Source organism: Streptomyces doebereineriae (assembly GCF_031845645.1).
Classification (GTDB): domain Bacteria; phylum Actinomycetota; class Actinomycetes; order Streptomycetales; family Streptomycetaceae; genus Streptomyces; species Streptomyces canus.
Map to the genome: position 1 here is coordinate 223,332 of NZ_JAVREZ010000007.1, position 13,237 is coordinate 236,568.

At 68.6% G+C, this 13,237-nt stretch carries 7 protein-coding genes; 3 read left to right on the plus strand and 4 right to left on the minus strand.

Annotated features, from left to right (window positions below):
• Positions 1-87 precede the first annotated feature (87 nt).
• Complete coding sequence (locus tag RNB18_RS21930) at positions 88-900, plus strand: phytanoyl-CoA dioxygenase family protein (RefSeq protein WP_394817650.1); 813 nt, start codon at positions 88-90, stop codon at positions 898-900.
• A 41-nt stretch (positions 901-941) separates the two neighbouring features.
• Here the strand turns inward: RNB18_RS21930 and RNB18_RS21935 are convergent, their stop codons facing one another.
• Both RNB18_RS21935 and RNB18_RS21940 read right to left on the minus strand, forming a co-directional pair.
• Complete coding sequence (locus RNB18_RS21935) at positions 942-2,660, minus strand: glycoside hydrolase family 6 protein (protein WP_311715799.1); 1,719 nt, start codon at positions 2,658-2,660, stop codon at positions 942-944.
• 48 nt (positions 2,661-2,708) lie between these two features.
• The gene (locus RNB18_RS21940) at positions 2,709-4,181 is read right to left on the minus strand and encodes a cellulase family glycosylhydrolase (RefSeq protein WP_311715800.1); all 1,473 of its coding nucleotides are present in this window, start codon (positions 4,179-4,181) and stop codon (positions 2,709-2,711) included.
• A 252-nt stretch (positions 4,182-4,433) separates the two neighbouring features.
• Between RNB18_RS21940 and RNB18_RS21945 the strand changes: the two genes are divergently transcribed.
• Together RNB18_RS21945 and RNB18_RS21950 are read left to right on the plus strand one after the other, a co-directional pair.
• Positions 4,434-7,349: a glycoside hydrolase family 48 protein gene (locus RNB18_RS21945; RefSeq protein WP_311715801.1), complete on the plus strand. Its 2,916-nt coding sequence runs from the start codon at positions 4,434-4,436 to the stop codon at positions 7,347-7,349.
• Positions 7,350-7,624: 275 nt separating this feature from the next.
• Positions 7,625-10,291 (plus strand): cellulose binding domain-containing protein, encoded by a 2,667-nt coding sequence (locus RNB18_RS21950; RefSeq protein WP_311715802.1) that lies wholly within the window; start codon positions 7,625-7,627, stop codon positions 10,289-10,291.
• Positions 10,292-10,334: 43 nt separating this feature from the next.
• Here RNB18_RS21950 and RNB18_RS21955 read toward each other — a convergent pair whose 3' ends face one another.
• Positions 10,335-12,206, minus strand: a complete 1,872-nt coding sequence (locus RNB18_RS21955; RefSeq protein WP_311715803.1) for a rhamnogalacturonan lyase — start codon at positions 12,204-12,206, stop codon at positions 10,335-10,337.
• A gap of 44 nt (positions 12,207-12,250) precedes the next feature.
• The gene (locus tag RNB18_RS21960) at positions 12,251-13,201 is read right to left on the minus strand and encodes a helix-turn-helix transcriptional regulator (protein WP_311715804.1); all 951 of its coding nucleotides are present in this window, start codon (positions 13,199-13,201) and stop codon (positions 12,251-12,253) included.
• Between the last annotated feature and the right edge of the window lie 36 nt (positions 13,202-13,237).

The following is a 13,237-nucleotide window of genomic DNA, read 5'->3' on the forward strand; positions in this document are numbered from 1 at the left end:
GCCAGCGTGCGCCGACGCACCGCCAAGAGGCCAGGGATGTTGCCACGACAGCAAAAAACACGGCAATGCGGACGCAAAGAAAATGGGATGCGCCCGCCCCGACCGATCCCCCACGATGGCCCCATGGACGACGAACTGGTGGAGCGTTTCCTCGAAGACGGATTCGTGAGGATCGAGGGCGCCTTCCCGCCCCGCGTCGCCCAGCACTGCGCGTCGCTGCTGTGGCGGGAGACGGGCTACGACCCCGAGGACCCGGCCTCCTGGAAGGACCCGGTGGTCTGGGTGGCCGGAATGGCACAGGGCCCGTTCGCGGCGGCCGCCAACTCTCCGGTGCTGCACGAGGCGTTCGACCTGCTGGTGGGCGAGAACCGCTGGCAGCCCCGCTACTCACTGGGCACTTTCCCCTTGCGGTTTCCGCACGCGGAGGAACCGGACGACGCGGGCTGGCACATCGAGGGAAGCTACCTCCCCGAGGGGGCGCCCCCCGGCATGTACCACACCAACCTGCGCTCCAGGGACCGCGCCCTGCTGATGCTGTTCCTGTTCAGCGAGGTCACCCAGACCGAGGCCCCGACCCGCATCAGAATCGGCTCCCATCTCGACGTACCGCCGATCCTGGAGCCGTACGGCGAACAGGGCGCCTCCTTCCTGGAGTTGGGCCCGAAGGTGGACAAGGCCTCGGCACACCGCCCGCTCGCCCACGCCACCGGCAGCCCGGGGGACGTCTACCTCTGCCACCCCTTCCTGGTCCACGCGGCCCAGCCCCACCACGGCACCAGCCCCCGTTTCATGGCCCAGCCGCCCCTGCTCCCGGCGGTGCCGTACGAGTTGGACCGCCCCGACGGCGACTATTCGGCGGTCGAGTTCGCGATCCGCCGGGGCCTGGCCAGAGAGCACTGACCAGACCCCGGCGGGGGTGTCGAGCGCCGCACTCGGCAGATCTAGAGCGCCGGGTACGCGTTCTTCATGAGCTCCTGGAACTGCGCCGAGAACCAGTGCCCCGACAGCGGGGCGTTCGGCAGCGCACCGGACATGTTGTTGTTGTTCCGCGGGTTGCCGGTGTACGTCGGGTCGCACATCCGGTCGAAGCCCTTGCCCTCGTCGTTCGCGATCGCGGAGCTGGACCCGTCGGACTCACCCGGAGGCTTGATCCACACGTAGGCGTCGATCCCGGCGGCCGGACTGGCCTGCGGACGCTCACCGAGGCCGGCCCCCGACTGGTTGCACCAGTTGCCGACATGGATCCGCCGGTCGATCCGGCCGCCGTTGACGTAGGTGTCCACGTCCGTCGTGGCGCCGGGGCCGGTGGGCCGGGCGGTTCCGCCCCAGCCGTTGCGGGAGGTGTCGATCAGCATGCCGACGCCCGAGGCGAAGCCCTGGTTCACCGCCTCCTGGCGGAAGGCCTGGGCGAAGGAGAGCTCGTCGGTGTACCGGTTCCAGTCCACCCACTTCGACTCGCGCACGGACTTGCCGCCCGCGGAGTCGTTGATGGTGAAGTACTGCTCCTTGAGCGCGCTGTAGTTGGCGGTGTTGGTGATGAAGCCCTGCACGTCGTTGACGGTGGCGCCCTCAGCGGTGGCCGCCTGCTTGATGGTCTGGACGCTCGCCGAGAAGTTGTCGTCCCAGCCGATCCAGCCGTGGTGTCCGGCATCCACGTAGTTGTAGACGTTGGGGGCGTCACCGAGCTTGTTCAGCGCGTAGCCGACGCCCTTGATGTAGTTGCCGTTGGCCTTCATGGTGTCGCAGTTGGCGGTGGCGGTGGCCCGCGGCGAGACGTTGGTGACGAGGTTGGGCAGCGAGTCGATCTCGATCGTGTTGACGATCCGCAGCGAGGCGTACTTCGGGTCGGCGAGGATCGCCGCGATCGGGTCGATGTACTGCGTCTTGTACTTGTCGATCTCCGTGGCACCGAGTTCGCCGTTGGAGGCGAGTGCCGCACAGTCGCGGCCGGGCAGGTTGTAGATGACCAGCTGGACGACGAGTTCGCCGCTGCCCTTCTGCTCCAGGGCCTTGTCGAGGTGGGCGCGCAGCCCCATCCCGCCGTTGACGCCGTTGATGGCGGCGATCCGGTCCAGCCACACGCCGGTGGGCTGGTTGGAGATCCGGCTGCCACCCGGCTCCGCGGCGGCCTTCGCCGACCACTCGGGGTTCACGTACACCTTGGCGCCGGAGTACGGGTTGTCGACCTTGGTGCCGCCCCCGGGGTCCGTCGGATCGGTCGGATCGGTCGGATCGGTGCCGCCGTCGACGTTGCAGGTCACACCGTCGAGGGTGAAGGTGGCCGGGACGGCGTTGGTGCCGCTGTAGGTGCCCTGGAAGCCGAAGCTGACCGAACCGCCGGTGGCGAGTGTGCCGTTGTAGGACTCGTTCGCCGCGGTGACGGCCGTCCCGCTCTGGCTGACCTTGGCGTTCCAGCCGCTGGTGACCTTCTGGTTTCCGGCGTACGCCCACTTCAGCGACCAACTCGACTTGGCCGTGGTGTTGTTGGTGATGGTGACAGCGGCGGTGAAGCCGGTGTCCCACTGGTTCTGCACCTTGTAGTCCACGGTGCAGGGGACGGCGGCGATGCCTGCGTCCCCGGGGGTCACGGCCAGTGCGGTCCCGGAGGCCCCGGCGACGAGCGCCAGGGCAGCGAGGAGCGCTGTTCTCGTACGACTCATGAGTGCGGGTTTCCTTCTCGTTCGCGGATGTTGTCCGTTGGGCGGGTGCTATCCGTTCAGGGCGCGCAGATGGTCACGCAGCCCGGTGCCGAACGCTGTGGGTGTGCCGTCGTAGCTGCTGATCAGGGACGGTCCGGAGGAGCAGTCCCAGGTGTTCCAGGTCCAGCCGAGGTACGACAGACCGCGGTCGTCGAACCACTTCATGACCTGGTCGATGAATCCGTGCGCGCAGGTGTTCTCGCCGATCTCCCCCGCCACGAGGGGGACTTGGGCGGCCACCGGGGCGAGCGTGGAGTTCCAGCAGCTCTCGTTGGCGCAGGTGTTGAAGTTGTACACGTGCCAGGCGGCGGCGAGATTGCCCGCCGGGTCGGCCGGTCTGTACGTCAGCCACTGGCTGAGGTCGTTCGAGTAGGCGATCCCCCCGGCCAGGATCAGGTTGGTCGCGCCGGTGCCCCGGACGCTGTCGACGAGATCCTGCATACCGGCGACCTCGTACCCGATGCCCGGGCAGCTGCCGCCGTCCCGCCAGCACTGCCACGCCTGGGTGGTCGTGGAGGTGGCGCGGTCCGGGTAGGGCTCGTTGAACAGGTCGAAGACGACGGTGCGGTCGTTCTTGAAGGTGTTGGCCACCGAGGCCCAGAAGGCGGGCGTGTACTGCATGTCGGGCATCGGTTTCTGGCAACTGGCGTGCACGTCGGAGCAGCCGGCGGAGTTGCCGGTGTACTGCCCGTAGGTCCAGTGCAGTTCGACCACGGGTGTCATGCCGTGGGCCTTGACCTTGGCGACCAGGTCCTTGACGGCGTTGATGTAGTTCGCCCCGGCGTAGGACGGATCGATGGTGGACAGGCCCAGCCAGCACTCCTCGTTGAGAGGGATGCGGACCGTGTTCGCTTTCCAGTCGGCGATCGCCTTCACCGAGGCGTCGTCGACCGGGCCGTCGAAGATGCCGCGGCCCTGGACGCACATGAACTCGCCGCCGGACCGGTTGACGCCGAGCAGACGGCGGGTCGCGCCGCCGGCGTCCACGAGCTTGTTGCCCGACGCACGGAGGACGGGGGGCCCGTCTTCCGCGGGATCCGTCGGCTCCGGTGTGGGCGAGGGCTCGACGGCCGTGTTGCAGCTGGTGCCGTTGAGCTTGAACGAGGTCGGAACGGCGTTGCTCCCCGACCAGGACGCGATGAATCCGGCGCTGACGCTCGCTCCGGTGGCCAGGGAGCCGTTGTAGTTCTCATTGGCCGCGGTGACCGTCGTACCGGACTGGGACCATTTCGCGTTCCAGCCCTGGGTGAGCTTCTGGCCGCCGGCGAAGTCGAAGGCGAGGCTCCAACTACTCATGGCGGCCGTGTTGTTGGTGATCTTCACGGCACCCTGGAAGCCGCCGCCCCACTGGCTGGTGACGGAGTACTCCACCGAGCAGGCAGGGGCGGCGCCGGACGCCGTGACCACCGGCACCGTCACGGACCCGATGAGGGCGACCGCGCCGGCAACGGCTGCAAGTACTGAACGCGGGGGGTGTCGCATGAGCGACTCCTTGCAGATCAGCGCGCCGTTACGGACGCGTCGACTGATGGAATCGCTCCCACTGGTGTCAAGGAAGGTAGCGCCAAGTGACGGCAAAGAACAGAGGGGTCACTTGACTTTCCCTCAGTCCCGTTCGTCGAATCTTTTCGACTCTTCAAGAGCCTTGACCCCTTGAATGGTCGTCTCCACTATGGGAGCGCTCCCACTGGTTCAAGCCTTGACTTCTCCGAGCCGCACAAGGAGGAACCAGCAATGCCCCCCACCAGGAGACGCCGGGCCGTCCGGCGATTGTGGACCGCTGTCGTGGCGGCCATGGCACTGCCGTTCGCGATGCTGAGTGCGGCTTCAACTCCCGCACAGGCAGCTGCAGTTCAGTGCAGTGTCGACTACAAGACCAATGACTGGGGTTCCGGTTTCACCGCGGATCTGACGATCACCAACCGCGGCACGGACGCCATCAACGGCTGGACCCTGACGTACGGCTACGCGGGCAACCAGAAGCTGAGCAACGGCTGGAACGGGACCTGGTCCCAGTCCGGCCAGACGGTCACGGTCAACAGCGCCACGTACAACGCGAACATCGCCGCGGGCTCCGCCGTCACCACCGGCGCGCAGTTCACCTACAGCGGCGCCAACGCGGCGCCGACGAACTTCGCGATCAACGGCACCTCGTGCACTGGCGCCCACCAGCCGCCGATCACCGTGCTGACCAGCCCGGCCGCGGGCGCTGTCTACACCCAGGGCAACGCGGTCCCGCTCGCCGCGACGGCCGCCGCCGCGGACAACGCGACCATCAGCAAGGTGGAGTTCTACGACAACACCACACTGCTGGGCACCGACACGACGTCGCCGTACTCGCTCTCGGTCTCAAGTTTGACCGTGGGCAGTCATTCGCTGCTCGCGAAGGCGTACGACAGCCTGGGCGCGTCCGGGGAGTCGACGCCGGTCGGCATCACGGTCGCCTCGGGTCCCGCGGTCGTCGCCTCGGCGACCCAACTCGCCGTCCAGCAGGGCAAGACGGGCACGTACACCGTGAAGCTGTCGACGCAGCCCTCGGCCAACGTGACCGTCACGACCGCCCGCACCGGCGGCAACGCGGGTCTCTCGGTGACCGGCGGGGCCTCGCTCACCTTCACTCCGTCGAACTGGAACACCGCGCAGACGGTGACCATCACCGGCAACGCCTCCGGCACCGGCGCGGCGACCTTCGAGTCGACGGCGACCGGCCACGCCAAGGCCTCGGTGACGGTCACCCAGATCGCGGCGACGGGCACCTACAACGCCCGTTTCCTGGATCTGTACGGCAAGATCACCAACCCGGCGAACGGCTACTTCTCCCCCGAGGGCATCCCCTACCACTCGGTCGAGACGCTGATCGTCGAGGCGCCGGACCACGGCCACGAGACCACCTCGGAGGCGTACAGCTACCTCCTGTGGCTCCAGGCCATGTACGGCAAGGTGACGGGCGACTGGTCCAAGTTCAACGGTGCCTGGGACATCATGGAGAAGTACATGATCCCCACCCACGCCGACCAGCCGACCAACTCCTTCTACAACGCCTCCAAGCCGGCGACCTACGCGCCCGAGCTGGACACTCCGAACGAGTACCCGGCGAAGCTGGACACCGGGGTGTCGGTGGGTTCGGATCCGATCGCCGGTGAACTGAAGAGCGCATACGGCACCGACGACGTCTACGGCATGCACTGGCTGCAGGACGTCGACAACGTCTACGGCTACGGCAACTCGCCCGGCAAGTGCGAGGCGGGACCGACGGACACCGGACCGTCGTACATCAACACCTTCCAGCGCGGTGCGCAGGAGTCGGTGTGGGAGACGGTGCCGCAGCCGACCTGTGACCAGTTCAAGTACGGCGGCAAGAACGGGTACTTGGATCTCTTCACCGGTGACGCCTCCTACGCCAAGCAGTGGAAGTTCACCAACGCCCCGGACGCCGACGCACGTGCGGTGCAGGCCGCGTACTGGGCCGACAAGTGGGCGAAGGAGCAGGGCAAGGGCTCCGACGTCTCCGCCACCGTGGGCAAGGCCGCGAAGATGGGCGACTATCTGCGCTACGCCATGTACGACAAGTACTTCAAGAAGATCGGCAACTGTGTCGGTCCTTCCACCTGTGCGGCCGGTACCGGCAAGGACGCCTCGATGTACCTGCTGTCCTGGTACTACGCCTGGGGCGGCGCCACCGACACCTCGGCGGGCTGGGCCTGGCGCATCGGATCCAGTCACGCGCACGGCGGCTACCAGAACCCGATGGCCGCGTACGCGCTGAGCTCCTACGCCGACCTCAAGCCCAAGTCGGCGACGGGCGCGGCGGACTGGAACACCTCGTTGGGCCGGCAGCTGGAGTTCTACCGCTGGCTGCAGTCCGACGAGGGTGCCATCGCGGGCGGTGCGACGAACAGCTGGGCGGGCCGCTACGCGACTCCCCCGGCCGGCAAGTCGACCTTCTACGGCATGTACTACGACCAGCAGCCCGTCTACCACGACCCGCCGTCCAACCAGTGGTTCGGCTTCCAGGCGTGGTCGATGGAGCGGGTCGCCGAGTACTACCAGCAGACGGGGAACGCGCAGGCCAAGGCGGTCCTCGACAAGTGGGTCGACTGGGCGCTGTCCAAGACCACGATCAACCCGGACGGCACCTACCAGATCCCGTCGACGCTTCAGTGGTCGGGCCAGCCCGACACCTGGAACGCGTCAAGTCCCGGTGCCAACAGCGGACTTCACGTCACCGTCGCCGACTACACCAACGACGTCGGCGTGGCCGCAGCGTACGCCAAGACCCTGACGTACTACGCGGACCGCAGTGGTGACACCCAGGCCGCTTCCACGGCCAAGGCTCTGCTGGACGGCATGTGGACCAACTACCAGGACAGCCTGGGGATCGCGGTGCCGGAGAACCGGGCGGACTACAACCGGTTCGACGACGCGGTGTACGTCCCGAGCGGCTGGACCGGGACCATGCCGAACGGTGACGCGATCAACGCGTCGTCGACCTTCGAGTCCATCCGGTCGTTCTACGAGGACGACCCGGCCTGGTCGAAGATCGAGGCCTATCTCGCGGGCGGCGCGGTGCCGTCGTTCACCTATCACCGGTTCTGGGCCCAGGCGGACATCGCCCTGGCCATGGGGTCGTACGCGGAGCTTCTCGAATAACCAGCCCCCGCCGGGCGCTCCGCGGGTTGCGCCGTGTTCTGACTGCGGGTCCGTTGTAGCTGGTCGCGCAGTTCCCCGCGCCCCTTGAGGGGCGCCACAGTGCACGGCGCTTCCTCGGAACCGCCTGAAAGGCTCCGCGTATAAGGCTCCGCCACCGGACGGTGGGGCCGAAACGGCCGGGTGGCCCCCTCCCGCACTGGGGGTCGCCCGGCAACTCTCGCACTCCAAGGAAAGCGCTTACCTCCCACTCCCCCCTTTCCCGGAAAGGACCCCCCGTGCGAAGAACCCGCATCCTCACGGCCGTGCTCGCGCTCGCGGCCGGGCTGCTCGCCGGCACCCCACCCGCACTGGCGGCCGACAGCACCGCGAAGGTCTCGCTCGCCGCCGACACGTACACCTGGAAGAATGCCCGGGTCGACGGGGGCGGTTTCGTCCCCGGGATCGTCTTCAACCGCTCCGAGAAGAACCTGGCGTACGCCCGCACCGACATCGGCGGGGCCTACCGCTGGCAGCAGTCGTCCAAGACCTGGACGCCGCTGCTCGACTCGGTCGGCTGGGACGACTGGGGGCACACCGGCGTGGTGAGCCTGGCCTCAGACGCCGTGGATCCGAACAGGGTGTACGCGGCCGTCGGGACGTACACCAACAGCTGGGACCCGAAGAACGGCGCCGTCATGCGCTCCTCGAACCGGGGCGCGAGCTGGCAGAAAACCGACCTGCCCTTCAAGCTCGGCGGCAACATGCCGGGGCGGGGCATGGGCGAGCGGCTGGCGGTCGACCCGAACAAGAACAGCGTGCTCTATCTCGGGGCGCCGAGCGGCAAGGGGCTGTGGCGGTCGACGGACTCCGGGGTCAGCTGGTCGCAGGTGGCGAACTTCCCCAACGTCGGCAACTACCAACAGGACCCGAGCGACACCAGCGGCTACGCCAGCGACAACCAGGGCATCGTCTGGGTGACCTTCGACGAGTCGACGGGCACGTCCGGGAACGCCACCCGGGCGATCTACGTCGGCGTCGCGGACCTCCAGAACTCGGTGTACCGGTCGACGGACGCGGGCGCGACCTGGACTCGGCTCGCCGGCCAGCCGACGGGCTACCTTGCCCACAAGGGTGTCCTGGACGCGGCGGGCGGCTATCTGTATCTCTCCTACAGCGACAAGGGCGGCCCGTACGACGGCGGCAAGGGCCAGGTGTGGCGGTACGCGACGGCGACCGGCACCTGGACGAACATCAGCCCGGTCGCGGAGGCCGACACCTACTACGGCTTCAGCGGACTGACGGTGGACCGGCAGAAGCCCGGCACGGTCATGGCCACCGCCTACAGCTCCTGGTGGCCGGACACCCAGATCTTCCGGTCCACGGACAGCGGGGCGACCTGGACGCGGGCGTGGGACTACACGTCGTACCCCAATCGCGCGAACCGCTACACCATGGACGTCTCCTCCTCCCCGTGGCTGACCTGGGGGGCGAATCCGTCACCGCCCGAGCAGACGCCGAAGCTCGGCTGGATGACGGAGTCGCTGGAGATCGACCCGTTCGACTCGAACCGCATGATGTACGGGACGGGGGCGACGCTCTACGGCACGGAGAACCTCACGAACTGGGACTCCGGCGGCCAGTTCACCATCAAGCCGATGGTGCAGGGCCTGGAGGAGACCGCGGTCAACGACCTCGCCTCACCGCCCTCCGGCGCCCCGCTGCTGAGCGCGCTCGGTGACGTCGGCGGCTTCCGGCACACGGACCTCACCAAGGTCCCGTCGATGATGTTCACGTCCCCGAACTTCACCACGACCACGAGTCTGGACTTCGCCGAGACGAACGCGAACACGGTCGTACGGGTCGGCAACCTGGACTCGGGCCCGCACATCGCGTTCTCGACGGACAACGGGGCCAACTGGTTCGCGGGGACCGACCCCTCGGGCGTCAGCGGTGGCGGAACGGTGGCCGCCGCCTCGGACGGCAGCCGGTTCGTGTGGAGCCCCGACGGCACGGGCGTGCAGTACACGACGGGCTTCGGTTCGTCCTGGTCGGCGTCGAGCGGCATCCCGGCCGGGGCGATCGTGGAGCCGGACCGGGTGGACGCGAAGACCTTCTACGGCTTCAAGTCCGGGAAGTTCTACGTGAGTACGGACGGCGGGGCGACGTTCACGGCGTCCGCGGCGACCGGACTGCCGAGCGGTGACAGCGTGCGCTTCAAGGCGTTGCCCGGCGCGAAGGGTGACGTCTGGCTCGCGGGCGGGGCCACCGACGGGGCGTACGGTCTGTGGCACTCCACGGACGGCGGCGCGAGCTGGACGAAGCTTTCGAACGTCGACCAGGCCGACGCGATCGGATTCGGGAAGGCGGCCACGGGGGCGTCGTACCAGACGCTCTACACCAGCGCGAAGATCGGTGGCGTCCGTGGCGTCTTCCGCTCGACCGACAAGGGCACGACCTGGACCCGTATCAACGACGATGCCCACCAGTGGGGTTGGACCGGCGCGGCCATCACCGGTGACCCGCGGGTGTACGGCCGGGTGTACGTCTCGACCAACGGACGGGGCGTGATCTACGGCGACACCTCCGACACGAGCGGCGGAGGCGGGACCGATCCGACGGACCCGACGGATCCGACGCCGACGGGGGCCTGCGCGGTGACGTACAAGATCACCAACCAGTGGTCGGGCGGTTTCCAGGCGGACGTCCAGCTGAGCAACACGGGCTCGAGCGCCTGGACAGGCTGGTCACTCGGCTGGGCCTTCCCCAACGCCCAGACGATCTCCCAGACCTGGAACGCCGAGTCCGCCCAGTCGGGCTCGACGGTCACCGCGAAGAACGTCGGCTGGAACGCCAACGTGGCCGCGGGCTCCTCCGTGAGCTTCGGCTTCACGGGGAGCTGGTCGGGGACGAACGGGAAACCGACCGCGTTCAAGCTGGGTGACCAGGCCTGCACGGTGGCCTGACCCGACGACAGGGCGGCTGTCCGCAGCCGCCCTGTCGCTCATGTCACGGCGTGTACACCGTCGGCCTCGGCGCCGTCGCCATCCCGTTGCCGAGGAAGAAGCTCGGGTGCGGGGGCTGGTTGTATGCCGTGTTCTGCCAGGCCAGGCCCGTGCGGTACATCGTGTCGTGGAGCAGGGTGGTGATCTTCGTCGTCGTCTCGTACGGGGTCGAGTAGATCCGCAGGGCCGTGTTGGCCGACGTCGGCCAGACGACCTCCTCGCGCCAGTCGCCCAGGATGTCGCCGGACAGGGACGGGGTCGCCTTGGTGCTGTTGTTGGAGTGGACCGACGCCCCGGTCAGGAGGCGGGTGTCCGAGGAGGTGCCGTACTTGTCGATGTGGGTGCCGTCGAGGAGTTCGCGGACCGTGTCGCCGTCCCACCAGGACAGGAAGTTGGCGGAGGAGGGTTCGCGGCCCTTCGTGGCGCCCGCCTCGTCGCGGATCGAGGTGTCGGAGGCCGACCAGACCTCCGCACCGTCGTTGCCGGCCCAGATGTCGCCGGCGACACCCCGCCCGTTGTCGCAGCACGCGGCCAGTTTCCAGTTCACCGTGCCGTTCGCCGGGTTGATGTACAGCTCCGCCGGCTGGGAGGTGGACTCCGAGACCTTGAAGTACTCGAGACCCGCGTGGGAGGGATCGAGGTCGCCGAGGTGCTGGGCGTCGCCGTGGCCCGTCCTGGTGGTCCACAGCCCGTTGCCGTTGTCGTCGACCGCCATCGCCCCGTAGACGATCTCGTCCTTGCCGTCGTTGTCGACGTCCCCGACGGACAGACTGTGCGAGCCCTGACCGTCGTAGCCCTTGCCGCTGTTGGTCGAGGAGTTGGTGTCGAAGGTCCAGCGGCGGGTGAAGGTGCCGCCTCTCCAGTCCCAGGCCGCGATCACCGTACGGGTGTAGTAGCCGCGGGCCATGATCAGCGAAGGGCGGGCGCCGTCCAGGTACGCCGTTCCCGCGAGGAAGCGGTCGACCCGGTTGCCGTACGAGTCACCCCACGACGACACCGTGCCGCGTGCCGGGACGTAGTCGACGCTCTGCATCGCCCTGCCGGTCTGTCCGTTGAACATCGTCAGGTACTCGGGGCCTGACAGGACATAGCCGCTGGAGTTGCGGTAGTCGGCCGAGGAGCTGCCGATCACCGCGCCGGTGCCGTCGACCGTGCCGTCGGCGGTCTTCATGGCGACCTCGGCCTTGCCGTCGCCGTCGTAGTCGTACGCCTGGAACTGCGTGTAGTGGGCGCCGGAACGGATGTTGCGGCCCAGGTCGATCCGCCACAGCCGGGTGCCGTCCAGCTTGACGCCGTCGAGGATCGTGCTGCCGGTGTAGCCGGACTGGGAGTTGTCCTTTGCGTTGGTCGGCTGCCACTTGAGGACGAAGTCCAGTGCCCCGTCGCCGTCGAGGTCGGCGACGGACGCGTCGTTGGCCTCGTAGGTGTAGGCGACGCCGTCAGGGGTCGTGCCGCCGGCCGGCGGGCTGATGGGAACGTCCTTGTAGCCGCCGCGGAGTTGGACGGCGTGGACCGAGTCCGCCTGCTCGACACCGCCGACGATCGCCCGGACGGTGTAGTCGGCCTCGGCGGGCGCGCCGGAGTGGAAGTAGTTCGTGGAGCCGGTGACCGGGGTCGAGTTGACCTTCGTGCCGGCGCGGTAGACGTTGAAGGACACGTCGTTCGGGTCGGTGCCGAGCCAGCGCCAGCTGACCAGGTTGCCGCTGCTGGTGTGCACGCTGACGACTCCCCGGTCGAGTTTCTCGACCTGGCGGGCGGTGGCGGCCTCGGCCGTACCGGGCGACAGCGCGGTCAGACCGGCGGCCACCAGGGCCACGGCGGCGGTCGTCGCCGAGAGGAGGACTCGGCGTCTGCGGTGCGGGTGCGGGTGCTGCACGGGGTGAACCTCCGAAGCAGTGGGGACGGACGGGTTCCGCCCACTCAGTCGCCGCACGGGGAAGCGGAGTTGCCGTATCTTTCGGCCAGTTCGGCGATCGTCCGGGCGATCCGTTCGCGCAGCTCGGAGGGTTCCAGCACCTCGATGTCCGTGCCGAGGCGCAGGAATGCGCCATGGGCGTGCTCGACGGACTCGACGGGGACCCGGACGAGGGTCCAACCATCCTGATCCGTACGGATGTTGACTGCCCTCGGCAGCCGCACGCCCGGCGCCAGCCGCACGAGTGCCTCGCCCCGGTACAGCCGGTCGTGGAAGTCCCGCTGGTACGCCGTCCAGTAGGCCGCCAGGTCGAAGTCCTCGGGGCGGGCGAACTCCTCTTCGGAGGAGGCCAGTTCGAGGATCTGGTCGACGCGGAAGGTGCGCGGCCCCGGGCCCGCGACGACGTACCAGCGGCCCGCCTTGGACACCAGTCCGTACGGCTCCAACCGCCGCTCCACGTCGGTCGGTTCGGCCCAGCGGCGGTACAGGACATGGAGCACCCGGCTGCTCCACACCGCCTCCGCCACCGCCGGGAGGAACGGCGCCTGTTCGGCCTCCGCGTACCACCCGGGCGCATCGAGATGGAAACGCCCGCTGATCCGGTCCGCGTGGGCCCGCAGTTCCTCCGGAAGTGCGGCCCGCACCTTGAGCTGGGCGGCGGCGAGGACGGAGCCCAGGCCCAGCTCGGCGGCGGGACCGGGCGCTCCGGCGAGGAAGAGAGCTTCGGCCTCCCCGGGGGTGAGGCCGGTCAGCCGGGTGCGGTAGCCGTCGAGGAGGCGGTAGCCACCGGCGTGGCCCGCGTCGCCGTACAGCGGGACGCCCGCCGCGCTCAGCGCCTCGACGTCCCGGTAGACCGTGCGCACGGACACCTCCAGCTCCTCGGCGAGCTGGGCGGCGGTCATCCGGCCCCGGGTCTGGAGCAGGAGGAGGATCGAGACGAGTCGGCCGGACTTCACTGACACAGGGTGTCAGTGAAGTGGGCCTAGCGTCCT